This window comes from Salinispora fenicalii, from assembly GCF_000514815.1.
GTDB classification, from domain to species: domain Bacteria; phylum Actinomycetota; class Actinomycetes; order Mycobacteriales; family Micromonosporaceae; genus Micromonospora; species Micromonospora fenicalii.
Genome location: NZ_AZWQ01000015.1, coordinates 48,926 through 72,759, shown reverse-complemented (window position 1 = coordinate 72,759; position 23,834 = coordinate 48,926). Strand labels below are relative to the sequence as shown.

Here is a 23,834-nt window from a genome sequence, read left to right as displayed (position 1 = left end):
GAAGTCCTCGTTGCGGACCCGCTCCAGATGCTCCGCCAGTACCCTTTGGGCCGCAGCAGCCTCAGCCACGTGGGCGCTGCTAGCAGTGGGCGGCCTCACTCTCGACAACTTCGCCGAGGGCCGCATGCTCCTTGATCGCGGCATCCGAATTCTGGACAGCGACCGCATCTGTCCACAGTTCCGACAGGAACCTATATCGTCTACAGCCTGCGCGCAGACGGAATCACCAGCACAGGGACGGACAGATGACCGACGACCACGACGCCGACGGTGCCATGAGCTTCATCTTCGAAGCCGGCGTCCTCAAACGCGCCGCCCGCACCGGCTGGTGGTTCGCCGGCGTCAAGCAGCCCGAGTCCATCGCCGACCACTCGTTCCGCACCGCGCTGATCGGTTTGATGCTCGCCGCCATGGAAGGCGCTGACCCGGCCCGGGTGTCGATGCTGTGCGTCCTGCACGACACCCAGGAAACCCGGATCACCGACATCCCCCACATCGCCAAGCGCTACCTCACCGCCGCACCCAACACCACCGTCACCGCCGACCAAGTCGCCGCCGGCCCACCAGCCGTCGCTGACCTCATCACCGCCGCCGTCGCCGAGTACGAAGCGGGCGAGACGCCCGAGGCCATCGTCGCCCGCGACGCCGACAAGCTGGAATGCCTCGTCCAAGCCGTCGAATACCGCCACCAGGGCATCGACAACGTCCAACGCTGGATCGACAGTTCACGCGCGGCGCTCAAGACCACCAGCGCCCACCGCCTCGCCGACGCCGCCCTCAACGGACAGCCCCTCGCCTGGCTCACCCCTGCCCCGCCACCGGAGCAGCCCTCAGCCAGCAGGCACTGACCTACCAGCCGGATTCACCCAGGTGAACGGTACTCGCACGCAACGCTTAACTCAGACGTTGAAGCGGAACTCCACCACGTCGCCGTCCTGCATGATGTAGTCCTTGCCCTCGATGCGGACCTTGCCCACCGCCTTCGCGGCGCTCATCGACCCGGCCTCGAGCAAATCGTTGTAGGAGACGACCTCCGCCTTGATGAAGCCGCGCTGGAAGTCGGTGTGGATGACCCCGGCGGCCTCCGGTGCGCTCGCCCCGACCGGCACGGTCCAGGCCCGCGCCTCCTTGGGGCCGGCGGTGAGGTACGTCTGGAGCCCCAGCGTGCGGAAGCCGACCCGGACGAGCTGGTCCAGCCCCGGCTCGGCCTGACCGATCGACTCCAGTAGCTCGCGGGCCTCCTCCTCGGGCAGGTCCACCAGCTCCGATTCGATCTTCGCGTCCATGAAGACGGCCTCGGCGGGGGCGACCAGGGCCCGCAGTTCGTCAAGGAACTCGGCGTTGGCCAGCTCGGCCTCGTCAACGTTGAAGACGTACAGGAAGGGCTTGGTGGTCAGCAGGTGTAGCTCGCGCAGGTGTTCCAGCGCGACACCGGCGGCAGCCGCGCCCGCGTACAGGGTGGTGCCGTTGTCGAGCACCTCCACGGCGGCCTTGGCGGCGGTCACCGCGGCGGCCCGGTCCTTGCGGAGCTTGGCCTCCTTCTCCAGCCGGGGAATCGCCCGCTCCAGCGTCTGCAGGTCGGCGAGGATCAGCTCCGTGTTGATCGTCTCGATGTCGTCCGCCGGGGCGATCTTGCCGTCGACGTGCACGACGTTCGGGTCGGAGAACGCGCGGACGACCTGGCAGATCGCGGCGGCGTCCCGGATGTTGGCGAGGAACGCGTTGCCCCGCCCCTGGCCCTTCGAGGCGCCGCGGACCAGCCCGGCGATGTCGACGAACGACACCGGCGCGGGGATCACCTTCTGCGACTCGAAGATCTCGGCGAGCTTGCCCAGCCGCTCGTCCGGCAGGCCGACCACACCGACGTTGGGCTCGATGGTGGCGAAGGGATAGTTCGCCGCGAGCACGTCATTCTTGGTCAGCGCGTTGAAGAGGGTGCTCTTGCCGACGTTGGGCAGGCCGACGATGCCGATGGTGAGACTCACGACGAGCCAGCTTACGCCGCCGCGGCCCGGCACCCGGCACCCGGCACCCGGCACCCGGCACCCGGCACCCGGCACCCGGCACCCGGCACCCGGCACCCGGCACCCGGCACCCGGCACCCGGCANGGCACCCGGCACCCGGCACCCGGCACCCGGCACCCGGCACCCGGCACCCGGCACCCGGCACCCGGCACCCGGCACCCGGCACCCGGCACCCGGCAGATGATTCCTGCCGCCGGCTCAGCCCAGCAGGCGGGGACCGATGGAGGTCTCCCGGATGCTGCCGTCCGGACCGCGACTGACCTCGTACGCCGACGCGCCCGGTCGGTCCGCTACCGCCTCGACCAGTCGCTCGCCCCGGTAGAGCAGGCCGACGCCGTCGTCGGTGCAGTAACTGGTGGGCAGCGTGCCGTCGCCGACCAGCCGATGCATCAACGGACGCCGCTGGTCTTCACTGTCGTAGTGCACCCCGTTGCCGTACGGCAGCCAGCCCAACCCGTCGGTGAAGCCCCGCAGGGTGGTCCCGAAACTGTCGGTGGCGCCGCCGGAGTGCCAGCAGATCGAGCCGGCCGACACCCCGCCCAAGACGATCCCGGCCTCCCAGCACTCCCGCAGGATCTCGCCGAGGCCGTGCACTCGCCACACCGCCACCAGATTGGCCACGCTGCCGCCACCAACCCAGATCACGTCCTGCGCCCGTAGGTGGGCCCGCACGTCCTCGACGTTCGGCATCGGGAACAACGCCAGGTGGGACATCCGGAACCGGCTGCCGGCGAACCCCTCGTAGACCCGGGCCAGCATGGCCGGCTGGTCCCCCTGGGCCTGGTCGAGGAAGCAGATCCGCGGCTCCGTTGCGTGGGCCAGGTCGGCAGCAAGGTCGAAGACCGGATTGATCCGCTTGGACTGACCAGCTCGTCCCGGGGCGAAGATGCCCATGCTGGTGGCGAGGATGGTGGGTTCGGTGGCGGTCACGGTAGTCCCTTCCGTCGGGTGCGTCGCCCATCCTGCCGGAGGACAGCCTCGGTCAGTCCCGGGGGCGAGCCTGGCGGGGAATCACCGGCTCGATCCGCGATGTTTCCGGGGGCAGTTCGGCTGCGGCGGCGAGCGGCAGGGTGAAGCGCGCGTCGGCCGCCGGCCCGACCGCGTGCGACTCGCGCAGCATCCAGCGAACCTCGTCGGCGGTCCACCCCAGCCCCGGCCGGGCAGCGATCTCGCTGAGCAGCCGCAGTGCCGCCCGGGTGTCATCGTCGTAGAAGCGCACGCACCAGTGGTGCACCCACATGCCGAGGGCACGGAGCCGGTCGTCGTCCAGCGAGCGGACGAGCCGGCCGCTGGCCGTCTCCTCGAACGCCCGCTCCGGGTTCCCGGCCCGGTCCCGGTCCAGCGCGCCGACCGCCGCCGGTGCGACCGCGCGCATGCGGGTGAAGAAGCCCTGCGTCACCGCCGGATCCAGCGGCGGGTGCCTGTCCCGTGTCGACGCCTGCCCGCCCGCCCCGCTCGCCATCGCCGCACCCTTCTTCCGTGACTTGGTGTGCGAGACGGTACCGACCAGGACCGACCGTTCCGGCCCCGGGCACCCCTGCGGTACGCCGGCGTCCGATTCCCGCCAGCCGACCGGCTCCGAACGGAGGCATCATCGGTGCGTGGACCTGGACTTTGAACGGTGCTATCGGGCCGTTGACAGCCGCGACCAGCGGTTCGACGGCTGGTTCTACACCGGTGTGCTCTCCACCGGAATCTACTGTCGGCCATCCTGTCCGGCGACTACCCCGAAGCGAAAGAATATCCGATTTTTCCCGTCTGCGGCCGCAGCGCAGGGGGCCGGGCTACGGGCCTGCCGCCGATGCCAGCCGGATGCGACCCCCGGTTCGCCGCAGTGGGACCTCCGGGCAGACCTGGTGAGTCGCGCCATGCGGCTGATCGCCGACGGCGTTGTTGACCGCGACGGGGTACCCGGTCTGGCGGCACGGCTCGGCTACACCGAGCGGCACCTGCACCGGCTACTCCGTACCGAGCTGGGCGCCGGCCCGCTCGCGCTGGCCCGGGCGCAACGCGCGCAGACCGCGCGGACCCTGATCGAATCCACCGACCTCGGGATGGCGGAGGTCGCGTTCGCCGCCGGGTTCGGCAGCGTCCGGCAGTTCAACGACACCCTCCGCGAGGTGTACGCGGTCCCTCCATCCGAGCTGCGGGCCACCCGGCGTCGTCCAACGGCGCCCGCGGGCCCCGGCACCATCACGGTACGGCTGGCCTACCGCCCCCCACTGCACGTCGGGGCGCTGCTGGACTTCCTCGCCCCGCGGACGCTGCCCGGGGTGGACGAGGTGCGCGCCGGCACCTACCACCGGGGGCTGCGGCTCCCCCACGGCACCGGCACGGCGGCGCTGACCCCGACGGAGCGGCATGTGGCGGCGACGCTGCGCCTGACCGACCTGCGGGACCTGGCGCCGGCGGTGGCCCGGTGCCGCCGGCTGCTCGACCTCGATGCCGACCCCACCGCGGTGGACGCCGCCCTGGCCACCGATCCCGCCCTGGCCCCGATGGTCACGGCGGAGCCCGGGGTCCGGGTGCCCCGCACCGTCGACGGTTTCGAGGTGGCTGTCCGCGCGATCGTCGGCCAGCAGGTCTCGGTGGCCTCCGCCCGCACCACCCTCACCCGACTCCTGAGCCACCTCCCCACCTCGGTGCCCGAGACGAGAGGCGGCGAGCTGTCCGGTTTCCCGGCCGCCGAGGAGGTGCTTGCCGTGCCGGATACGGCGTTCCGGATGCCGGCCGCCCGTCGGGAGACGCTGCGTCGGCTCGCGGCGGCGGTGGCCGCCGGGGAGGTCGACCTGGAGCCGGGTGGGGATCGACAGGAGACCCGGCAGCGGCTGCTGGCTCTCCCCGGGATCGGGGCGTGGACCGCGGACTACGTCGCGCTCCGCGCGCTCGGCGATCCGGACGTCCTGCTCCCCACCGATGTGGCCGTCCGCCGCGGCGCGGCCGCCCTCGGTCTCCCCAACAGCCCGGACACCTTGCACTCGTACGCCGACCGCTGGCGCCCCTGGCGCTCGTACGCGATGAGCCGACTCTGGAGAGCAGCATGAACACGATCGACGCCACCGTCGCCGACACCCCGGCCGGCCCGCTCGGCATCCTCGCCGGACCGGACGGGGCGGTCCGGGCTGCCGGTTTCACCACTGACCTGCCCGCCCTGCTTGCCCTGGTCCACCCACGCCTGCACGCCCCGTTGCGCCAACGACGCGACCTCGGCCCGATCACGGCTGCCGTCACGGCGTACCTGGATGGCGAGCTGACCGCGGTCGATGAGGTTCCGGTCGAGCAGCACACCGACGGCGCGTTCCTGGCCCACGCCTGGGATGTGCTGCGGGACCTGAAGCCGGGCGATCCGGTCACCTACACGGCGCTCGCCGGGCTGGCCGGCCGCCCGGCGGCGGTCCGGGCCGCCGCGGCGGCCTGTGCCCGGAACGCCGCCGCACTCTTCGTCCCCTGCCACCGGGTGCTGCGCACCGACGGAACGCTCGGTGGCTACCGTTGGGGGCTGGATGTGAAGAAGTGGTTGCTGAATCATGAGCGACAGTTGACAGCAAGCCGACACCGGCAACGGTCCTAAAAGACGTAACGTCGGGTAGTGCCCGCGGAGGTTGACGGCGACCCGGCCCCCACCACGGGCCGAAATCCGTTCGACAGCCTCTGGCGGCTGCGGCACTACCTACGCCCCTACGCGCCGGAGTTCGCCTGGCTCTTCCTCGCCGGCCTGGCCGCGATGGCGGCGGGGATCGCCGTACCGCTGGTAGCCCAGCGGGTGGTGGACGGCCCGGTCGCCCGGCAGGATCCGGCCGGCCTGTTCCGCCTCGCCGGCCTGGCGCTGCTCTTCGGCCTCGCCGAAGCAGTCCTGATCTTCATCCGGCGCTGGGTGCAGTCCTCCTCCTCACTGGGGATCGAGACAGCCATCCGGGCCGACATCTACGCCCACCTGCAACGGTTGCCGGCCAGCTTCCACGACCGGTGGCAGTCCGGCCAGCTCCTCTCCCGGATCACCACCGACCTTTCGGCGATCCGTCGGTTCCTCTCCTTCGGCCTGCTCTTCCTCGCCCTGAACCTGGTCACGTACACCGTGGTGGTGGCGCTGCTGATCCAGCTGCACCCGGTGCTGGGCTTGGCCGTGGCGGTCAGCGCCGTCCCGCTGTTCCTCCTCGCGCGGCGGTTCGCGCGGGCGTACCACGCCGCCTCCCGGCGGATGCAGGACCAGCAGGGCGACCTGGCGACGCTGGTTGAGGAGACCGCGCAGGGGCTACGCACGGCGAAAGCGTACGGGCGCGGGCCGGAACTGGCCGCCCGGTTCGCCGTCAGCTCCCGAGCGCTACATGACACCGCGGTCGGCAAGGGACGACTGCTCGCCGACACCTCCGCCCGCCTCGACCTGGTGCCGAACCTGACCCTCGGCGTTGTCCTCGTCGCTGGCGCGGGCGCCGCCGCGGCCGGCACGCTCACCATCGGCGAGCTGGTGGCCTTCGTCAGCCTCCAGCTCCTGCTGATCTGGCCGGTGCAGGGCCTGGGGTGGATCATCGCGGGCGGGCAGGAGGCGGCCACCGCGGCCGACCGGATCCGGGAGGTCTTGGACACCCCGCCCGCGATCCTGGACGCTCCCGGCGCCGCTACCCCACCCCGCTCCCAGATCCACGGTCGGTTGCGGTTCGCGGGTGTCTCGTTCCGGTACCCGGGCGCCCGCGAACCCGTACTGCGCGCCGTTGACCTCACCATCGAGCCGGGCGAGACGGTGGCGCTGGTCGGCGCGACCGGCTCCGGCAAGAGCACCCTGCTGTCGCTGGTGCCCCGGCTGCACGACGTGACCGGCGGCCACCTCACCATCGACGGGTACGACGTGCGGCGCCTGCAGCTGGCGACACTGCGCCGGCTGGTCGGGGTGGCCTTCGAGGACCCGACGCTCTTTTCCATGTCAGTGTGGGAGAACGTGACCCTGGGCCGGCCCGACGCCGCTGACGAGGAGGTCCGGGCGGCGCTCACGCTGGCCCAGGCCACCTTCGCCTACGACCTGCCGTGGGGGTTGGCGACTCGGGTCGGCGAGCAGGGCCTGTCGCTCTCCGGCGGGCAGCGGCAACGGCTCGCACTGGCCCGAACGGTGCTCAGCCGCCCCGCCCTGCTCCTGCTCGACGACCCGCTGTCCGCCCTCGACGTGCACACCGAGGCGCTGGTCGAGACGGCGCTCCGCCGGGCCCTACCCGACACGACAACCCTGGTCGTGGTGCACCGACCGGCCACGATCGCGCTCGCCGACCGGGTCGCCCTGCTGGAGGCCGGCCGGATCACCGCGCTGGGCCGGCACTCCGACCTGCTCGCCACGGTGCCGGCGTACCGTGCCCTGCTCTCGGCCGAACCGGGGCCACCCGCGGGCGATCCGTTCCCCAACGGCCTGGTGCGCTCGTGACCGACGGGGACGGTCCGGGCAGCGACCCGCCCTCGGCCGCCCCCGTGCCGCGACCGCGGCCGACCCAGGAGAACTGGCGCGGCATCGCAGTCGACCCGGACGCCGACCGCAGCCGCGCCGAGGACACCGATCCGGCGGCGGTGGCCCGGCTACGCGCCCGCAGCCGGGCGCTGCTGCGCAACCTGCTCCACCCGCACCGCCGACAGCTCGCCGTCGCCGTCGCGTTGCTGCTCATCCAGAACGTGGCGGGCATGGCCGGACCGTATCTGGTGATGCTCGGCATCGACCGGGCCATTCCGCCGCTGCGGGCCGGTGACGCCGGGCCGTTGACGTACATCGCCGCCGCGTTCGTCGTCGCCACGGTCGCCGAGTACATTGCCCGCCGCGGTTTCCTCGTCCTCTCCGCCCGGATCGGTCAGTCCGTACTCCTCGACCTCCGACGCCGGGTGTACGGGCACTTCCTGCGCCTGTCGGTGACCTTCCACGAGCGGTACACCTCCGGGCGGATGGTCTCGCGGCTCACCAGTGACCTGGACTCCATCGGCGAGTTGGTCGGTGGTGGCATCGACAGCCTGGTCCTCGCCGCCCTGTCGATCCTGTCGGTAGCCGCGATCCTGCTCTGGCTGGATCTTCCGCTGGCCGCCGTGACGCTGCTGGCGTTCCCGTTCCTGTTCTGGCTGTCCCGCTGGTTCGCCCGCACCTCGGCCGTGGCGTATCGGTGGACCCGGGACACCATTGCCCTGGTTATCGTGCACACCGTCGAGTCACTGCGGGGAATCCGGGCAGTGCAGGCGTTCCGCCGCGAGCCGCGCAACCAACAGATCTTCACCCGGGTCAACGACGACTACCGACGGGCCAGCCTGCACGCGTTCCAGCTGATCGCCACCTACTCGCCCGGGGTCAAGCTGATCGGCAACGTCACCATCGCGGCGGTGCTCTGCTACGGCGGGTGGCGTGTCCTCAATGGTCACGCCGAGGTCGGGGTGCTCGCCGCCTTCCTGCTCTATCTGCGTCGGTTCTTTGAGCCGATGCAGGAGCTGAGCCAGTTCTACAACTCGCTGCAGTCGGCCACCGCGGCGCTGGAGAAGCTCGCCGGGGTGCTGGACGAGCGACCTGAGGTGCCGGAGCCGGTCCGTCCGGTGCCGCTGCCGGCCGCCGAAGCCGGGCGCGGCGCGGTCGCCTTCCGCTCGGTCTCCTTCGGGTACTACCCGCAGTCCCCGATCCTGCGCGGACTGAATCTGGATATCCCGGCCGGACAGACCGTCGCGCTGATCGGGCCGACCGGTGCCGGCAAGTCGACCATCGCCAAGCTGCTCGCCCGCTTCCACGACCCGAACACGGGCACCGTCGCGCTGGGGGGTATCGACCTGCGGGACATCGCCGACGCCGACCTACGGCGGGCGCTCGTCCTGGTCACGCAGGAAACCCACCTCTTCGGGGGGACGGTCGCGGAGAACATCCGATTCGGCCGGCCGGACGCCGACGACGCCGCGGTGGCGGCGGCGGCGAAGGCGATCGGCGCGGACGAATTCATCACCGCCCTGCCCGACGGGTACGCCACCCAGGTGCATCGCCGCGGCAGCCGGCTCTCGGCCGGTCAGCGGCAGCTCGTCGCGTTCGCTCGGGTGTTCCTGGCCGACCCAGCGGTGCTGATCCTGGACGAGGCGACCTCGTCCCTCGACGTCCCAACCGAACGAGCGGTCCAGCGGGCCCTGGCCACCATTCTGCGGGACCGTACCGCGCTGGTGATCGCGCACCGGCTCTCCACCGTCGAGATCGCCGACCGGGTGGTGGTGCTGGAGTCGGGGCGGATCGTCGAGGACGGTCCGCCGGCGCGACTGGTCCACAGCGACGGACGGTACGCCGCGCTGCACCGCCAGTGGCTCGACTCGCTGAGCTGAGCAGGAGGGAAGGTCAGGCGACACCGGGCCCGACGGCCTGACCACCTTGCCGTCCCGGACCTGAACATTTGGTCCGAGCGGTCCGCCAGCCCCTCGGTGCACTGGCGGGACAGGGGCTGTTGGCGCGTAGGCGCCGAAATCCGCGGCGGACGCGGGCTGGGGTGAGCCGGTGAGGTGGAATTGTCGTCCCCACGGGTAGCGTAGGTCTGCGGCGAGGGGTCGGCCCAGTGTTGGGTGTGGGCTGCGATGATCGACTCGTTACCTAGCACGTAATCGACACTCCGTCGCATGGGTGCGAATCTCCAGGAGCCACGGCTAACGCCGCGTGGCTTCCGAGACCAGAGGACCCACAGCCATGAGTGACCTTGCTAACACCATCAAGCGCTACATCGATATGTGGAACGAGACAGACGCGACGCGCCTGGCCGAAGAAGTTCGCAGTACCTGTGCCGAGAATGTGATCTACACGGATCCCAAGGACCACCTCACTGGACACGAGGCGGTCAACGCGTTGATCAGGTCCGCCCGGGAGCAGCTCACAGGCATGACCTTCGCCCTGGCCGGGCCGGTCGACACCCACCACAACATTGCCCGCTTCACCTGGCACCTCGTCCCAGCCGGGGCGACCGAGCCCGTGGCCACCGGCTTCCAGGTGGTCACGGCCGACGACGACGGGCGACTCTCCGGGGTGTACGGCTTCCTCGACCAGAAGCTCACCGCCAGCTGACCGCAGGGTCGACGGCCCATAGCCCAACCACCGGGATCTGGGGCGGCGCCAATTCGGCGTCGCCCGCCAGGGGCACTGCAAATAGGCCTCACGGGGCGAGACATCGCCGACGCCGGCCGAAGCCGATCATTGAGCCTCGGAGCTACACCGTTGTTGTGTTTTGAGTCCGGCGGTCGGCCGCCGCGGGTACCTCGCCGGCGGCGGCTGGCCTGCTGGTCGATCCTTTGAAGACACCGCCTAGCCCGCACTGTCCGGAGTAGCGCCGCCGGGCTATCCCGCGGGTGGTGGGGCCGCTCACCTGCCTCAGCTGGTTTCGCCGGCCACACTGAACGACCGGAGCCGATCAACCGCCAGGGCGGTGAAGCCGACCGCGATCAGCGTGCTCATCACCGCCGCGACCGGCACTGAGACATCGGTGGCGAGCAGCTCCGTCGGGGCGAACCGGTCGGCCAGCGCGATCACGTACTGCTGGATGGAGAGCACCTTCGTCCCGCTGACGACGTTACCGAGCAGCCCCTCCCAGATCAGCACGTAGACCAGCCCGAGCAGCACCGGGCGCCGAGTGACCAGGCTGAGCGCTAGGAAGAACGCGCAGTAGGCCAGCGCGCCGATGGAGGCGGCGGCGGCGAGCGCCAGACCGACCCGGACCGAGCTGGCGAGCACACCGGCCACATACAACGGTACGGCGACGGTGACCGCGGTGACGCCGGCCGCCACCGCCAGCTTCGGCAGCACGATCTGCCAACGCGGCAACGGCTTGGTGAGGATGTGCACCACGGTGCCGTCATCGATCTCCGCGCCGAGCACGCCGGTCCCGACGATCAACGCGATCACCGGCAGCACCACGGCCAACCCGAGGCCGACCAGGACCGGCGGCCCCCACTCGTTGGGGTCCACCCCCAGCGCGCGGGAGAGCACCGCGAGCAGCACCAGCAGCACCGGTAGCGGAAACAGCAGCAGGAAGCGGCGCCGCCCCAACAGCCCCCGGGCCGTGATCCAGGAAACAGTCGACATGGTCAGGCCTCCACCAGGTAGGAGAACACGCTCTCCAGGGACTCGTCCTCGGGCACCAGCTGCCGCACCCGGATCCCCCGGGCCAGGGCGACCTTGGGCAGCACCCGGGTGAAAGCGCCATAGTCGCTCACCCGCACGGTCAGCTCGGCCTGACCCAGCTCCACGCCGGTCACCGATGCTTCCGCCATCAGCGCCACGGCGAGCGCCCGGTCATCGGTGGACCGGACCGCGAAAACGTGGGGCCGGTTGGTCATCAGCCGACGGATCGTCCGGAAGTCTCCGGAGGCGGCGAGCCGGCCGGCGACCATCACCTGCACCGTGCCGGAGAGCTGCTCGACCTCCTCCAAAATGTGCGAGCTGAACAGGATGGTGCGCCCGGCGCCGCCAAGGCGGTGCAGCAGGTCCATCATGTGCAGCCGCTGCCGCGGGTCCATCCCGTTGAACGGCTCGTCGAGCAGCAGCACCTGCGGGTCGTGAACCAGCGCCGCCGCCACCCGGGCACGCTGTCGCATGCCCTTGGAGTAGGTGCCGATCCGGCGGGACTGCGCCCCCTCCAGCTCGACCAGGGCGATCGCCCGGCGAGTTGCCTCCGCGGGGTCCGGCAGCCGGTGCAGCCGTGCGCTGGCCAGCACGAACTCGTACGCGGTGAGGAAGGTGTGCACCGCTTCCCGTTCGCTGACCAGGCCCAGTCGCCGGTAGACCTCGGGGTTGCGCCAGGTGGGCGTTCCGTCCAGGGTCACCGCGCCACGGGACGGCGCGAGGAAACCGGCCATCATGTGCAGCAGCGTCGTCTTGCCCGCACCGTTGGGGCCGAGCAGCCCGGTGACCCCCGGTCCCAGGATCATGCTGACATCGTTGACGGCGACCACGTTGCCGTACCAGCGGGAGACCCCCGCCAGCTCCAGTCGGCTGCCCGTGGGGGCGGGCGCCGACCTCGGCTCCACACTGGTCACGCTCATCGGGTGGCCACCTTCCGGTAGCGGGCCAACAGTAGGACGACACAGCCGGCCACGAGCAGCACGGCCGTGAAGGCGTAGAGCGGGCCGAACCCACCGATGGGGAGCCCACCCCCGCGCTCGAAGAGCAGATCACCGAGCGCCCAGGTGCCCACACCGTTGACCATGGTCATCGGGGAGGCGAGGAAGGCCAGCTCATTGATTGTCTGCGAGGGCAGGATGGCGAGGATGCCGACGATCGGTGTGGTCATCAGGAAGACCGCGACGATCCCGCCGGCGGCGAACGCCCGCTTGCCGGTGAGGGCGGCGACCAACAGGCCGATCACGCCGAAGACCGCTGCCCAGAGACCGGCGTAGAGCAGGCCCGGTAGGAGGTCAAGCAGCTCGTTCCACACCCCCCGCGGCCCCTCCTCGATAGTGAAGGCGGCGCCGAGGAACATCACCAGCTGCGGGCCGCCGAGCAACAACCAGAGCGCGGTCACCAGGGAGAGGAGTTTGGCCAGCGGATAGTCCGATCGGGCCAGCGGCCGGGAGAAGTACAGCGGCAGTACTCCGCTGCGCAGGTCGCGACTGACCAGTTCGGGGGCGGCGACGGCGACGAAAAAGATGATCAGCCAGCTCATCGTGTCGGCGAACTGCGCGTACGTCATCACCACTTGACCGAGCTGACTACGGACGGCGGCGACCACAGCGGCGACCACGATCACGATGCCCACCACCAGCCAAGGGAAGATCTTCGCCTTGGCGCTGCGGCCGAAGCCGAAGACCGTGCGCAGCCCGTGCAGGTACAGCGCGCCGAACACCGCGCCACGGCCGAGGCGGGGGCCCGAGTAGCGCTGGTAGCCGATGTCGTGAATGACTCCGGTCGACTCAGACATGGCTGGGCTCCCTCGTGGCGAACAGCTCGGCCACCCGGTGGCGACGCTGGTCCAACCGGTGCAGCGGCAGGTCCAGTTCGGCGACCGCGCCGAGGATCTGATCGTAGGTGTCATCATCGGCCAGCTCGACGAGGAGCAGGCGGCCGTCCCGGCGGACCGGCAGCCGCAGTGCGGCCAGGCGGGCGGCCAGTTCCTCGATGCCCTCGCTGACCTCCACGGCCAGTATGTCGGTGGCCGAGGTCATGGCGTCGATCCGGTCGGCTCGCAGCAGCCGGCCACCGTCGATGGCGACCAGCGTGTCGCAGATCCGCTCGACCTCGCCGAGCAGATGCGAGCAGACCAGCACCGAGATGCCGAACTCGGTGCCGATCCGGTGAATCAGGGCGAGCATCGCGTCCCGCCCAGCCGGGTCGAGCCCGTTGGTGGGCTCGTCGAGCAGCAGTAGGTCCGGGTCGTGCACCAGGGCCTGAGCGAGCTTCACCCGCTGCTTCATGCCGGTCGAGTAGCCGCCGACCGGGCGGTAACGCTCCTCGTAGAGCCCGACGTGTCGTAGCGCCTCGCTGGCCCGTTCGCGGGCGACCGTCCGCGGCAGGCCGCTGACCCGGCCGAGGTGGGTGACCAGCTCGGCGGCGGTGAGGTCGGGTGGCAGGGCCTCGTGCTCGGGCATGTAGCCGACGCGCGCCCGCACCTGGTCGGGTTGGGTGATCGGATCCAGACCGAGGACCCGGACCTGCCCCTTGGTCGGCGGGAGCAGGCCGAGCAGGATCTTGATCAGGGTGGACTTGCCGGCGCCGTTCGCGCCGACGAGACCGACGATGCCGGTCTCGACCACGACGGTCAGATCGGCCAGCGCGGTGACCCCACCCCGGTAGGTTTTGGTCAGCGACTCGGTCGCGATGAGTGCCACGCCCCCAGATTAGGCAGGTACCGCACGCTACCGACACCCGACGCGCCCCTGATCATTCCCGTAGGGGGCGGCAGCCGTAAGGCTCCGGTAATTCCCCTACCGGTTCCCGCCGGCAGACTGGAGGCATGGCCTCAAGACTGCTGCGCGCCCCGCTCACCTGGGTCGCGGTCACCGTTCTCGCCGCCGGCACCGCCTTTGGTCTCTACTGGTTCCAGCCGTGGAAACTGGTCACCGATACCGAGGTGAACGAAGAGCTGGCGGTCGTGGCCAGCGAAGCACCGTCCTCGCCCGCTAACTCCGCCCCAGCTGCCGGCTCCACACCGGACGAAGCCTCGGCCCCGGCTGCCGGCCCGACGATCGTGCGCAGCGGCGAGTTCATCACCCACGAACACGACACCAGCGGCACCGCCCGGATCATCCGCACCGCCGACGGCAAGCTGCGGCTGGAACTGGTCGGCTTGGCCACCTCTAACGGCCCTGACCTGCGGGTGTGGCTGACCGACCAACCGGTCCGGAGCGGCGAAGCCGGATGGCATGTGTTCGACGACGGCCACTGGGTCGAGTTGGGCCGGCTCAAGGGCAACCGCGGTGACCAGGCGTACGACATCCCGGCCGAGGTGGACCTGGATGGACTGACCAGCGTGTCAATCTGGTGCAAACGGTTCGCGGTGTCGTTCGGTGCGGCCCCCTTGGCCACTGCCTGAAGTCGGGCCGCACCCCCCATCTCCTGGAGTGGCACTCGACCGATCCCCCGGTCGACTGAGAAACTAGTGCCGAACAGTGATTTGGGGGGTTCATGAGTAACGGTTGGGTGCCGCCCGACGAGGTGCTGCGGGACGCGCCGGCGTACTCGCCCCGCCCGGGTGAACTGGCCGACCTGGAGCTGCTCCTCACCGGGGCGTACACCCCGCTGACCGGCTTCATGACCCGCGCCGACCTGGTCTCGGTGAGCCGGCGGGGTCGGCTCAGCGACGACGCTCCCTGGTCGGTGCCGGTGACGCTCCAGGTGCCCGCGGCCCTCGCCGAGCGGCTCGACGTCCGGGATCCGGCCCGCCGCACGTTGGTGCTGACCGACGGCGAGGGGGCCCCGATGGCCGCGCTGGAGGTCGCCGACGTCTGGCCGGTCCGCGACGGGGTGATAGGGGTCGGCGGTCCGGTGCGCCGGCTCGGCGACGGCGGGCACGGCCCGTTCCAGCGGCTGCGGCGTACCCCGGAGGAGATCCGCTCGCTACTGCCACCCGGCCGGGTGCTCGGGGTGGTCGCCGACCGGCCGCTGCACCGGCCGCAACTCGCCCAGATAGCGCATGCCACCCGTACCCTCGGCGCCCACCTGCTGGTGCTGATCCCGATCGGCGAGGAGAGCGGCGAGCTGCCGCCGGAGGCCCTGGTTCGCAGCGTCTTCGCCGCCCGGGACCGGATGCCGCCGGCGACGCTGATCGCCGTTCCGCTGCCCCGCCGCCGCGAGGAGATCAGCGACGCGCTGCTCCGGGCGCGGGTCTCGGCGGCGTACGGGGTGACCCATCTGCTCTCCACCGGCGAGATGCTTTCCGGGGCTGGGCTGCGGGTGCTGGTCCCGCGGGAGTTGGCCTACGACAACCGCGATGGGCAGTGGCGGTGGCGGGAGGACATCCCGCCGCGCAACCGGCGGCAGGCGCTGACCCAGGCCGAGATCAACGATCTGCTGGACCGCGGATTCCCGCTGCCGGAGTGGCACACTCCCCCGGCGGTGGCGAAGGAGTTGGTGCACGCCCGCCCACCCCGCCGCTACCGAGGCTTGGTCATCTTCCTGACCGGCCTCTCCGGGTCCGGCAAGTCCACCATCGCCCGTGGTCTCGCCGATACCCTACGGGAGCAGGGCGAACGGACGGTCACCCTGCTCGACGGCGACATCGTGCGCCGGGAGCTGTCGGCTGGGCTCGGCTTCAGCAAGGCTGATCGGGACGCGAATGTCCGCCGGATCAGCTGGGTCGCTGCCGAGATCGCCCGGCACCGGGGGGTGGCGATCTGCTGCCCGATCGCCCCCTACGAGCAGGCGCGGGCCGCCGCTCGGAAGATGACGCTGGCCGCCGGGGCGGGCTTCCTGCTCATCCACGTCTCCACCCCGCTGGAGGTCTGCGAGCAGCGGGACCGGAAGGGCCTGTACGCGCGCGCCCGCGCCGGTCTGTTGACCGGGATGACCGGAGTGGACGATCCGTACGAGGAGCCGACCGACGCCGACCTGACGGTCGACACGACCGACCTGTCGGTGGAGGAGGCGGTGCAGGAGGTCCTGCACCAGTTGGCCGAGACGGGCTGGGTCGAACCCCGCCACTCGAGCGGGTAGTTCCCGGTCACGCCGCCCCGCGGCAGAGGGGACAGGACGCTGGCCCGGGACGCCCGGGCCAGCGGTCCGAGGGCTCGCGGTGTCGCAGTGCCGGGGCCCCGGGTGTCGCAGTGCCGGACCGGGTAAGAGCCCGGGGTGCGGGGGGCCCGGGACAGGGCCCCCCGCTGGGAAGGGACGGCTGGCTGTGCGTGACAGCCGGGAAAGCTGACGGGCGGCGCACGTCGCGGGCGACCGCGGCCAACCTTCCTGGACGCGACTGGCATCTCGTCCATCTGGGTCAACGAGGCGCGCCGAAGAAAGTCGCGCCATCCGCCGGCTCGATCCCCACCCCGCCGACTACCGCACCGGTAGTCGGCGGCCCCGCCGGTCGGGAATCAGGCGAGCTTGCGGGCCAGGTTCTCGTCCAGCGCGTTCATGAACTCGTCGGTGGTCAGCCACGGGGCGTCCCGCGAGATGAGCAGCGCGAGGTCCTTGGTCATCTGGCCGCCCTCGACGGTCTCGATGATGACCTTCTCCAGCGTGTTGGCGAACTCGGAAACCGCCGGGGTGCCGTCCAGCTTGCCCCGGTGGGCCAGGCCCCGGGTCCAGGCGTAGATCGAGGCGATCGGGTTGGTCGAGGTCTTCTCGCCCTTCTGGTACTGCCGGTAGTGCCGGGTGACGGTGCCGTGCGCGGCCTCGGCCTCGACGGTACGGCCGTCGGGGGTCATCAGCACGGACGTCATCAGGCCGAGCGAGCCGAAGCCCTGCGCGACGGTGTCGGACTGCACGTCACCGTCGTAGTTCTTGCAGGCCCAGACGAAGCCGCCCTCCCACTTGAGCGCCGCGGCGACCATGTCGTCGATCAGCCGGTGCTCGTAGCTGATGCCGGCCGCCTCGAACTCGGCCTTGAACTCGGCCTCGTAGACCTCGGCGAAGATGTCCTTGAACCGGCCGTCGTACGCCTTGAGGATGGTGTTCTTCGTCGACAGGTAGACCGGGTAGCCACGGTCGAGGCCGTACCGCATGGAGGCGCGGGCGAAGTCCCGGATCGACTCGTCGAAGTTGTACATGCCCATGGCGACCCCGCCGCCGGGGAAGTTGGCGATCTCCATCTCGACCGGCTGGGTGCCGTCGGTCGGGGTGTAGGTGATGGTGACCTTGCCCGGCCCGGGGACGACGAAGTCGCTGGCCTTGTACTGGTCGCCGTGGGCGTGCCGGCCGATGATGATCGGCTTCGTCCAACCGGGCACCAGCCGCGGCACGTTGGACATGATGATCGGCTCGCGGAAGACGACGCCGCCGAGGATGTTGCGGATGGTGCCGTTCGGCGACCGCCACATCTTCTTCAGGCCGAACTCCTCGACCCGCGCCTCGTCCGGGGTGATCGTGGCGCACTTGACGCCGACGCCGTGCTCCTTGATCGCGTTGGCGGCGTCAACAGTGGCCTGGTCGTCGGTCTCGTCCCGGTGCTGGATCGAGAGGTCGTAGTAACGCAGGTCGACGTCGAGGTAGGGCAGGATCAGCTGCTCCCGGATCTGCTTCCAGATGATCCGGGTCATCTCGTCGCCGTCGAGCTCTACGACCGGGTTGTTTACCTTGATCTTCGCCATCGGCCGGCGCTCCTCTCGGGGGACATGCTCAAGCAGTACGAGCGTACTGCAAACAATCCCGATCTCCCCAGCCGGCCTCATTCCGGGGCCCTCGGCGTGGGCGACGGCGGCCCCGCGGCCGGGTGACCACGGGGCACTGCCGTCGGTGTGGTCACATGCTGGCGACGTCGCCCTGCTTGGCGCGAACTGCCTCCGCGGCCTCCTTCAGGGCGGCCAACTCGTCGGCGTCCAGATCGGTCTCGACGACCCGCCGGACTCCCTGCGCGCCGATCTCCGCCTCCACCCCGAGGTAGACGCCGGAGATGCCGTACTCCCCGTCCACCCAGGCACAGACCGGCATGACCTCGCCGGAGTCCTCGGCGACGGCCTTCGCCATCCGGGCGGCGGCGGCTGACGGGGCGTAGTAGGCCGAGCCGGTCTTCAGCAGCGCCACCACCTCGGCACCACCGTTGCGGGTCTTGACTACCAGCTCCTCGATCTGCTCGGCGGGCATCGCCTCACGCAGCGGCTTGCCGGCCACGCTGCTCTTCGACGGCACCGGGACCATGGTGTCCCCGTGCGAGCCCAGCGTCAGCGTCCGCACCGACGCCACCGGTACGCCCAGCGCCTCGGCCACGAAGTTGGTGAACCGGGCGGTGTCCAGCATGCCGGCCTGACCGAGCACCCGGTTGTGCGGGAACTGGGTGGCGATCTGGGCCAGCGCGGTCATCTCGTCGAGCGGGTTGGAGACCACGATCACGACGGCGTTCGGCGCGTACTTGGCGACGTTCTCGGCGACCTGCCGGACGATCTTGGCGTTGGTCTCCAGCAGGTCCATCCGGCTCATGCCGGGCTTGCGTGGCAGACCGGCGGTGACAACGACGACATCCGAGCCCTCGATGGCCTCGTAGCCCTCACCGTTGGGGCCGGTGGTCACGCCAACCAGCTTGGTCTCGAAGCCCTCGATGGCCCGGGACTGGTTAAGGTCCAGGGCGAGACCCGCCGGCTTGCCCTCCACGATGTCCGTGATCACGACGGTGTCGAAGACGTCGTACTCGGCCAGACGCTGCGCGGTGGTGGAGCCGTAGAAGCCGGCCCCGACGACAGTGACCTTCTTACCCATTGACGTCCCACTCCCTGATACCAGTCGGCTTTTCCGGACCGTATCAGCCATCCTGACACCGATCCGGTCAGGGGCGGACGGTTATGACCCCGATGGGTGCGCTTCGGTGCCGCTGCGGGACTTCAGCCGCGCTCGGCCCGCTCCACGACGTTGGTCAGCAGCATCGCGCGGGTCATCGGCCCCACTCCACCCGGCATCGGGACCAGGGCCCCGGCCACCTCGGCGACGCCGGAATCCACGTCGCCGGTGTAGCGGCCCTTGCCGTCAGGGCCGATCACCCGGGTGATCCCGACATCCACCACGACGGCACCCGGCGTGATCATGTCGGCGGTGAGGAGCCCCGGCACCCCGGCCGCGACGATCACGATGTCCGCGGCCCGGGTGTGCGCGGTGAGGTCGAGGGTGCCCGTGTGGCAGAGGGTGACGGTCGCGTTCTCGCTGCGCCGGGTGAGCAGCAGCCCGAGCGGGCGGCCGACCGTGTTACCCCGACCGACCACGACGACTCGGGCACCTCGCAGCGCCACGTCGTGTCGGCGAAGCAGCTCGACGATTCCGCGCGGGGTGCAGGGCAGCGGCCCCGGGTAGCCGAGCACCAGCCGGCCCAGGTTGACCGGGTGCAGACCGTCGGCGTCCTTCTCCGGGTCGATCAGCTCCAGCACTCGCTGGGTGTCGAGGTGGCCGGGGAGCGGCAGCTGCACGATGTAGCCGTGACAGGCCGGATCGGCGTTCAGGTCGGCCAGTACGGCGTCCACCTGCTCCTGCGTGGCGTCGGCCGGAAGCTCCCGGCGGAGCGAGGCGACGCCGACCTCGGCGCAGTCCCGGTGCTTGCCGTTGACGTACGCCTGGGAGCCGGGATCGCCACCGACCAGAACGGTGCCGAGACCGGGGGTGACACCCCGTTCCGCCAGAGCCTTCACGCGGACCCGCAGCTCGTCCTTGATCTCGGCTGCGGTCGCCTTGCCGTCCAGAAGCGTCGCCGTCACCTCCAGATCGTCTCACGCCAGCCCCGTGCGGAGCCGACGACCCGGGCAGTCGACGGCCGGCGCTGCTGTGGCCGGGGACACCAGAACCGCCAGCCGAGTGCAATAAGTCACTCTGAGTAACGCATGCTGCTCCAAAACCGGAAAATCGACTGCGGTCCGGGGCATGCGGGACGGTCGGCGACGGCGGGTTCGGCGTCGCCGTTACGAGTCGACACACCCCGACCGACCCACCGATTCGGCGAGCCAAAAGCGCAGGTCAGCAGCGGCATCTATAGCACGGGGGAGCACCCCCGACAAGGCTCATCCCCACCCTCCGTTACGACTTCGCAACCCTTCCGTTGTCGATCGCTGACCGGCGACCTACCGTTGCCGATCGTTGCGCAGCGTTACCCAGCGTCGGGTCATGCGCAGCGTGAGGATGAGGAGGCTTCATGCGCGTTCGTAGACTCGCCGCCTGGACGGCCCTCCCGCTCGCGGCGACCCTGGGCCTGGTGGCCTGCGGTTCCGGCGGCGGTGGTTCCGGCGCGACCGACCCCAACGCGGCCGTGCGGATCGAGATCGCCGAGCCGCAGCACCTGGTTCCGACCAACACCACCGAGACCAGTGGCTCGCAGGTGCTCGCTGCCCTGTTCAGCCCGCTGATCGACTACGACGACGCCAACCAGGCGTACGAGGTGGCAGCCGAGTCGGTGACGTCCGAGGACAACATCACCTGGACGATCAAGCTCAAGGACGGCTACACCTTCCACAACGGCGAGCCGGTCACCGCCGACAACTACATCGACGCCTGGAACTACGGCGCCTACGCCCCGAACGGCCAGGGCTCAAGCTACTTCTTCGAGAAGATCGCCGGGTACGACGAGCTACAGGGCGAGACCCCGGCGGCGCAGGCGCTGTCCGGCCTGGAGAAGGTTGACGACCTGACCTTCACCGTGACCCTGTCCGCGCCGTACTCCGATTTCCGGACCATGCTCGGGTACAACGCCTTCTACCCGCTGCCGAAGGCCGCGTTCTCGGAGCCGGGCGTGCTCGACGAGGGCTACGAGCAGGCGCCGATCGGTCAGGGCCCGTTCAAGATGAAGGGCACCTGGCAGCACGACGCCCGGGTCGAGGTCGAGCGGTACGACGCCTTCCCCGGCGAGCAGCCGAAGGTGGCGGGCGTCGAGTTCCGGATCTACCAGCAGCCCGCCGCCGCGTACGCGGATGTCCTCTCGGACAACCTCGACGTGATCAAGGCGATCCCGACCGAGAACCTGTCGACCGCCCCCACCGACCTGGGGGATCGGTTCCAGACCAGCCCCGGATCGTCCTTCCAGTTCCTCTCCTTCCCGACTTACCAGGAGGAGTTCAGCAACCCGGACGTGCGTAAGGCGATCTCGATGGCGATCGACCGGGAGGAGATCACGAAGGCGGTCTTCAAGGACTCGCAGACTCCGGCCCGCTCGTTTGTCTCCCCGGTTGTCGCGGGCTACCGCGAGAACACCATCGGCGACGCCGGCACCTTCGACCCGGCCAAGGCGAAGGCGCTCTACGAGAGCGCGGGCGGCCCGAGCCAGATCGAGATCTCGTACAACGGCGACGGCGGCCACAAGGACTGGGTCGACGCCACCTGCAACCAGCTCAAGGCGAACCTGGATGTGGAGTGTGTCGGCAACGCCGAGCCGAAGTTCTCCGACCTGCTGACGAAGGTCAAGGCAGAGCAGTCGGTCGGCCTGTTCCGGATGGCGTGGGTCATGGACTACCCGTCCATGGAGAACTACCTCGGCCCGCTGTACAGCAGCACCGGTTCGGCGAACTTCTACGGCTACGAGAACCCCGAGTTCGACAAGCTGGTCGCCGAGGGTTCGGCGGCGGCCTCCGAGGAGGAGGCGATCGCGAAGTACCAGCAGGCCGAGGAGCTGCTGGCCGAGGACATGCCGGTGATCCCACTGCGCTACGGCCAGAACGTCTTCGGGCACTCGAGCAAGGTCACGAACGTGGAGTTGGACCTCTTCAACCGAGTCGACCTGCTCAAGATCGAGGCAGTCCAGTAGTTCCGTAGCGAGCGGCGTGGTCGGGTCACCGGGTAGCTGGTGACCCGACCACGCCTCCCCTTCGCCCTTTTTCAGAGAGACTGCCTAGTATGGTCCGCTTTATTCTGCGACGACTGCTCCAGATGGTCCTCGCCTTCTTCGGGACCACGCTGATCGTCTACGCGCTGATGTTCGCCGGTCAGGGTGACCCCATCCAGGCGCTCGCCGGCGAACGCCCGGTCACCGAAGCCCAACGGGCATACCTGACGGAGAAGTTCCACCTGGACCGGACCGGAATCGACGGCTTCTTCTACCGGTACTTCGACTACATCCGGAACCTGCTCCAGGGCGACCTCGGCGAGTCCCTCACCGGGCGGCAGATCGGCGACATCCTCGCCGCCGCCTGGCCGGTGACGATCAAGCTGGCCCTGATCGCGATGACGGTCACCGTGCTCGTCGGGGTCACCGCCGGTGTGCTCGCCGGCATTCGGCGAGCCAGCATCTTCGACAACTCGACGCTGCTGCTGACCCTGGTCGTGCTGGCCGTGCCGACGATCGTGCTGGCACCCATCGCGCAGTACCTCCTCGGCGTCCGGTGGCAGCTCTTCCCGCCCACCGCCGGCGCCGACCCCGACTTCTACGCGCTCCTGCTGCCCGGGATCGTCCTCGGTTCCCTCTCCCTGGCCACCGCGCTGCGACTGACCCGGACCTCGGTGGCCGAGAACCTGCGCGCCGACTATGTCCGCACCGCCCGGTCGAAGGGCCTGGTCAAGCGACGGATCGTCGGCATCCACGTACTGCGCAACTCACTCATCCCGGTGGTCACCTTCCTCGGCGTCGAGTTGGGCAACCTGATGGGCGGCGCGATCATCACCGAAGGCGTGTTCAACATCCCCGGGGTCGGTTTCAACCTCTTCCGCGCCATCCGCACCGAAGACGGGCCGTTGGTGGTGGGGATCGTCAGCGTGCTGGTCGTGGTCTACCTCATCGCCAACCTGGTGGTGGACGTGCTCTACGCCGTACTCGACCCGAGGATCCGTTATGAGTGATTTCCAGACGGTGGCCGGGGCGGAGGATCCGAACGCCCGGCGCGGTCCCTCTGGCGAGCCGAACGCGCCGAACCAGGTCGGCGGCACCTCCGTCACCCCCGGCCGGCCGCGCAGCCTCGCCGGCGACGCCTGGCGGGACCTACGGCGAAAGCCGATCTTCTGGATCAGCTCCGCCCTGGTCCTGGTGGTCACCGCGATGGCCGCCGTGCCCGCGTTGTTCAGCAGCGCCGACCCGGCCGACTGCCTCCTCTCCCGGCAGCACGCCGGCCCCTCCGGCGGAGCGATCTTCGGGTACGACTTCCAGGGCTGCAACACCTACGCCCGAGCGGTGTACGGCGCCCGCGCCTCGCTCCTGGTCGGCGCCCTCTCAGCGCTGCTCACCGGGCTGATCGCGCTCACCGTCGGCATGCTCGCCGGCTACTTCGGCCGGTGGATCGACGCGATCCTCTCCCGGGTCATCGACATCGTGCTCGGTATCCCGCTGCTACTCGCCGCGATCGTGCTGCTCAAGCGAGTCGCCAGCGACAGCGCGACGATCCGGATCGCGGCGGTCATCTTCGTCCTCGCGGTCCTCGGCTGGACCACGACGGCCCGGGTGGTCCGTTCGTCGGTGATCACCGCGAAGGAGCAGGACTACGTCTCCGCCGCCCGGATGCTCGGCGCGAGCAACAGCCGAATCATGTGGCGACACATCCTGCCCAACACGCTCGCCCCCGCCATCGTGGTGCTGACCATCGCGCTCGGATCGTTCATCGCGGCCGAGGCGACGCTCTCCTTCCTCGGCATCGGGCTCAAGGAACCCACGATCTCCTGGGGCATCGACATCAACAACGGCCGGGTGCACATGCGGGAGTCGGCCACCCCGCTGATCGTCCCGTCGACCTTCCTCGCGCTGACCGTGCTCGCGTTCATCATGCTCGGCGACGCGATCCGAGACGCCTTCGACCCGAAACTCCGGTGA

The 23,834-nt window shown here is 70.1% G+C and carries 21 protein-coding genes and 2 pseudogenes; 12 read left to right on the top strand and 11 right to left on the bottom strand.

Annotated features, from left to right (window positions below; all coding sequences use genetic code 11):
- Positions 1 to 70: 70 nt before the first annotated feature.
- Together B116_RS28730 and B116_RS0104825 are read left to right on the top strand one after the other, a co-directional pair.
- Positions 71 to 249 (top strand): annotated as a pseudogene (locus tag B116_RS28730) (transcriptional regulator); the annotation flags it as partial.
- Positions 246 to 848 (top strand): HD domain-containing protein, encoded by a 603-nt coding sequence (locus tag B116_RS0104825; protein WP_018720550.1) that lies wholly within the window; start codon positions 246 to 248, stop codon positions 846 to 848. The pseudogene B116_RS28730 and the gene B116_RS0104825, both read left to right, overlap by 4 nt.
- Positions 849 to 899: 51 nt before the next feature.
- On the opposite strand, the gene ychF is transcribed toward B116_RS0104825, so the two are convergent.
- The 3 genes from ychF to B116_RS0104810 form a co-directional block, all read right to left on the bottom strand.
- Positions 900 to 1,985, bottom strand: a complete 1,086-nt coding sequence (gene ychF / locus B116_RS0104820; RefSeq protein ID WP_026321410.1) for a redox-regulated ATPase YchF — start codon at positions 1,983 to 1,985, stop codon at positions 900 to 902.
- 238 nt (positions 1,986 to 2,223) lie between these two features.
- The gene (locus tag B116_RS0104815; protein WP_027659355.1) at positions 2,224 to 2,955 is read right to left on the bottom strand and encodes a Type 1 glutamine amidotransferase-like domain-containing protein; all 732 of its coding nucleotides are present in this window, start codon (positions 2,953 to 2,955) and stop codon (positions 2,224 to 2,226) included.
- A 52-nt stretch (positions 2,956 to 3,007) separates the two neighbouring features.
- Complete coding sequence (locus B116_RS0104810; RefSeq protein WP_018720553.1) at positions 3,008 to 3,487, bottom strand: hypothetical protein; 480 nt, start codon at positions 3,485 to 3,487, stop codon at positions 3,008 to 3,010.
- A 139-nt stretch (positions 3,488 to 3,626) separates the two neighbouring features.
- On the opposite strand from B116_RS0104810, the gene B116_RS0104805 reads away from it, so the two are divergent.
- From B116_RS0104805 to B116_RS0104790, 4 genes are read left to right on the top strand one after another with little or no spacing between them, the layout of a single operon-like run.
- The gene (locus B116_RS0104805; protein WP_018720554.1) at positions 3,627 to 5,069 is read left to right on the top strand and encodes an AlkA N-terminal domain-containing protein; all 1,443 of its coding nucleotides are present in this window, start codon (positions 3,627 to 3,629) and stop codon (positions 5,067 to 5,069) included.
- Complete coding sequence (locus B116_RS0104800; RefSeq protein WP_018720555.1) at positions 5,066 to 5,596, top strand: methylated-DNA--[protein]-cysteine S-methyltransferase; 531 nt, start codon at positions 5,066 to 5,068, stop codon at positions 5,594 to 5,596. The genes B116_RS0104805 and B116_RS0104800 overlap by 4 nt, the downstream gene beginning before the upstream one ends.
- Positions 5,597 to 5,614: 18 nt before the next feature.
- Positions 5,615 to 7,432: an ABC transporter ATP-binding protein gene (locus B116_RS0104795; RefSeq protein WP_027659354.1), complete on the top strand. Its 1,818-nt coding sequence runs from the start codon at positions 5,615 to 5,617 to the stop codon at positions 7,430 to 7,432.
- Entirely contained in the window at positions 7,429 to 9,333 is a 1,905-nt protein-coding gene (locus B116_RS0104790; RefSeq protein ID WP_027659353.1) for an ABC transporter ATP-binding protein, read from the top strand. Before B116_RS0104795 ends, B116_RS0104790 begins: the two co-directional genes overlap by 4 nt.
- A 37-nt stretch (positions 9,334 to 9,370) precedes the next feature.
- Here the strand turns inward: B116_RS0104790 and B116_RS28725 are convergent.
- Positions 9,371 to 9,561: pseudogene (locus B116_RS28725) on the bottom strand (NF041680 family putative transposase); the annotation flags it as partial.
- 127 nt (positions 9,562 to 9,688) lie between these two features.
- Between B116_RS28725 and B116_RS0104785 the strand changes: the two are divergent.
- The gene (locus B116_RS0104785) at positions 9,689 to 10,060 is read left to right on the top strand and encodes a nuclear transport factor 2 family protein (RefSeq protein ID WP_018720559.1); all 372 of its coding nucleotides are present in this window, start codon (positions 9,689 to 9,691) and stop codon (positions 10,058 to 10,060) included.
- A gap of 303 nt (positions 10,061 to 10,363) precedes the next feature.
- Here the strand turns inward: B116_RS0104785 and B116_RS0104780 are convergent, their stop codons facing one another.
- The 4 genes from B116_RS0104780 to B116_RS0104765 are packed head-to-tail and all read right to left on the bottom strand — an operon-like array spanning position 10,364 to position 13,815.
- Complete coding sequence (locus B116_RS0104780) at positions 10,364 to 11,074, bottom strand: ABC transporter permease (protein ID WP_018720560.1); 711 nt, start codon at positions 11,072 to 11,074, stop codon at positions 10,364 to 10,366.
- 2 nt (positions 11,075 to 11,076) lie between these two features.
- A complete protein-coding gene (locus B116_RS0104775; RefSeq protein ID WP_027659352.1) occupies positions 11,077 to 12,033 on the bottom strand; it encodes an ABC transporter ATP-binding protein in 957 nt (318 codons plus the stop codon).
- A complete protein-coding gene (locus B116_RS0104770) occupies positions 12,030 to 12,908 on the bottom strand; it encodes an ABC transporter permease (RefSeq protein ID WP_018720562.1) in 879 nt (292 codons plus the stop codon). Before B116_RS0104770 ends, B116_RS0104775 begins: the two co-directional genes overlap by 4 nt.
- Complete coding sequence (locus B116_RS0104765; RefSeq protein WP_027659351.1) at positions 12,901 to 13,815, bottom strand: ABC transporter ATP-binding protein; 915 nt, start codon at positions 13,813 to 13,815, stop codon at positions 12,901 to 12,903. Before B116_RS0104765 ends, B116_RS0104770 begins: the two co-directional genes overlap by 8 nt.
- 125 nt (positions 13,816 to 13,940) lie before the next feature.
- On the opposite strand from B116_RS0104765, the gene B116_RS0104760 reads away from it, so the two are divergent.
- Both B116_RS0104760 and cysC read left to right on the top strand, forming a co-directional pair.
- Positions 13,941 to 14,519 carry a DM13 domain-containing protein gene (locus B116_RS0104760; protein WP_018720564.1) on the top strand — a complete coding sequence of 193 codons (579 nt, stop codon included), beginning with the start codon at positions 13,941 to 13,943 and terminating at the stop codon, positions 14,517 to 14,519.
- Between the two features lie 92 nt (positions 14,520 to 14,611).
- Positions 14,612 to 16,138, top strand: coding sequence for an adenylyl-sulfate kinase (cysC, locus tag B116_RS0104755; protein WP_027659350.1), 1,527 nt, complete (start codon positions 14,612 to 14,614; stop codon positions 16,136 to 16,138).
- A 374-nt stretch (positions 16,139 to 16,512) separates the two neighbouring features.
- Here the strand turns inward: cysC and B116_RS0104750 are convergent, their stop codons facing one another.
- The 3 genes from B116_RS0104750 to B116_RS0104740 all read right to left on the bottom strand — a co-directional run bounded on the left by B116_RS0104750 (position 16,513) and on the right by B116_RS0104740 (position 19,812).
- Positions 16,513 to 17,727, bottom strand: coding sequence for an NADP-dependent isocitrate dehydrogenase (locus B116_RS0104750; protein ID WP_027659349.1), 1,215 nt, complete (start codon positions 17,725 to 17,727; stop codon positions 16,513 to 16,515).
- Between the two features lie 151 nt (positions 17,728 to 17,878).
- On the bottom strand, positions 17,879 to 18,829 hold the full coding sequence (locus B116_RS0104745) for a malate dehydrogenase (RefSeq protein WP_018720567.1): 951 nt from the start codon (positions 18,827 to 18,829) through the stop codon (positions 17,879 to 17,881).
- A 122-nt stretch (positions 18,830 to 18,951) separates the two neighbouring features.
- Positions 18,952 to 19,812, bottom strand: coding sequence for a bifunctional methylenetetrahydrofolate dehydrogenase/methenyltetrahydrofolate cyclohydrolase (locus B116_RS0104740; protein ID WP_018720568.1), 861 nt, complete (start codon positions 19,810 to 19,812; stop codon positions 18,952 to 18,954).
- A gap of 431 nt (positions 19,813 to 20,243) precedes the next feature.
- Between B116_RS0104740 and B116_RS0104735 the strand changes: the two genes are divergently transcribed.
- The 3 genes from B116_RS0104735 (at position 20,244) to B116_RS0104725 (ending at position 23,834) form a co-directional block, all read left to right on the top strand.
- Positions 20,244 to 21,845: a peptide ABC transporter substrate-binding protein gene (locus B116_RS0104735; RefSeq protein ID WP_027659348.1), complete on the top strand. Its 1,602-nt coding sequence runs from the start codon at positions 20,244 to 20,246 to the stop codon at positions 21,843 to 21,845.
- A gap of 89 nt (positions 21,846 to 21,934) precedes the next feature.
- The gene (locus B116_RS0104730; protein ID WP_018720570.1) at positions 21,935 to 22,873 is read left to right on the top strand and encodes an ABC transporter permease; all 939 of its coding nucleotides are present in this window, start codon (positions 21,935 to 21,937) and stop codon (positions 22,871 to 22,873) included.
- Positions 22,866 to 23,834 carry an ABC transporter permease gene (locus B116_RS0104725; protein ID WP_027659347.1) on the top strand — a complete coding sequence of 323 codons (969 nt, stop codon included), beginning with the start codon at positions 22,866 to 22,868 and terminating at the stop codon, positions 23,832 to 23,834. Before B116_RS0104730 ends, B116_RS0104725 begins: the two co-directional genes overlap by 8 nt.

Excerpts from the sequence above, each read along its gene's own strand:
- B116_RS0104825 (WP_018720550.1), top strand. The coding sequence starts at position 246 with ATGACCGACGACCACGACGCCGACGGTGCCATGAGCTTCATCTTCGAA.
- B116_RS0104810 (WP_018720553.1), bottom strand. The coding sequence starts at position 3,487 with ATGGCGAGCGGGGCGGGCGGGCAGGCGTCGACACGGGACAGGCACCCG.
- B116_RS0104800 (WP_018720555.1), top strand. The coding sequence starts at position 5,066 with ATGAACACGATCGACGCCACCGTCGCCGACACCCCGGCCGGCCCGCTC.
- B116_RS0104785 (WP_018720559.1), top strand. The coding sequence starts at position 9,689 with ATGAGTGACCTTGCTAACACCATCAAGCGCTACATCGATATGTGGAAC.
- B116_RS0104780 (WP_018720560.1), bottom strand. The coding sequence starts at position 11,074 with ATGTCGACTGTTTCCTGGATCACGGCCCGGGGGCTGTTGGGGCGGCGC.
- B116_RS0104775 (WP_027659352.1), bottom strand. The coding sequence starts at position 12,033 with ATGAGCGTGACCAGTGTGGAGCCGAGGTCGGCGCCCGCCCCCACGGGC.
- B116_RS0104770 (WP_018720562.1), bottom strand. The coding sequence starts at position 12,908 with ATGTCTGAGTCGACCGGAGTCATTCACGACATCGGCTACCAGCGCTAC.
- B116_RS0104760 (WP_018720564.1), top strand. The coding sequence starts at position 13,941 with ATGGCCTCAAGACTGCTGCGCGCCCCGCTCACCTGGGTCGCGGTCACC.
- cysC (WP_027659350.1), top strand. The coding sequence starts at position 14,612 with ATGAGTAACGGTTGGGTGCCGCCCGACGAGGTGCTGCGGGACGCGCCG.
- B116_RS0104750 (WP_027659349.1), bottom strand. The coding sequence starts at position 17,727 with ATGGCGAAGATCAAGGTAAACAACCCGGTCGTAGAGCTCGACGGCGAC.
- B116_RS0104745 (WP_018720567.1), bottom strand. The coding sequence starts at position 18,829 with ATGGGTAAGAAGGTCACTGTCGTCGGGGCCGGCTTCTACGGCTCCACC.
- B116_RS0104735 (WP_027659348.1), top strand. The coding sequence starts at position 20,244 with ATGCGCGTTCGTAGACTCGCCGCCTGGACGGCCCTCCCGCTCGCGGCG.
- B116_RS0104730 (WP_018720570.1), top strand. The coding sequence starts at position 21,935 with ATGGTCCGCTTTATTCTGCGACGACTGCTCCAGATGGTCCTCGCCTTC.
- B116_RS0104725 (WP_027659347.1), top strand. The coding sequence starts at position 22,866 with ATGAGTGATTTCCAGACGGTGGCCGGGGCGGAGGATCCGAACGCCCGG.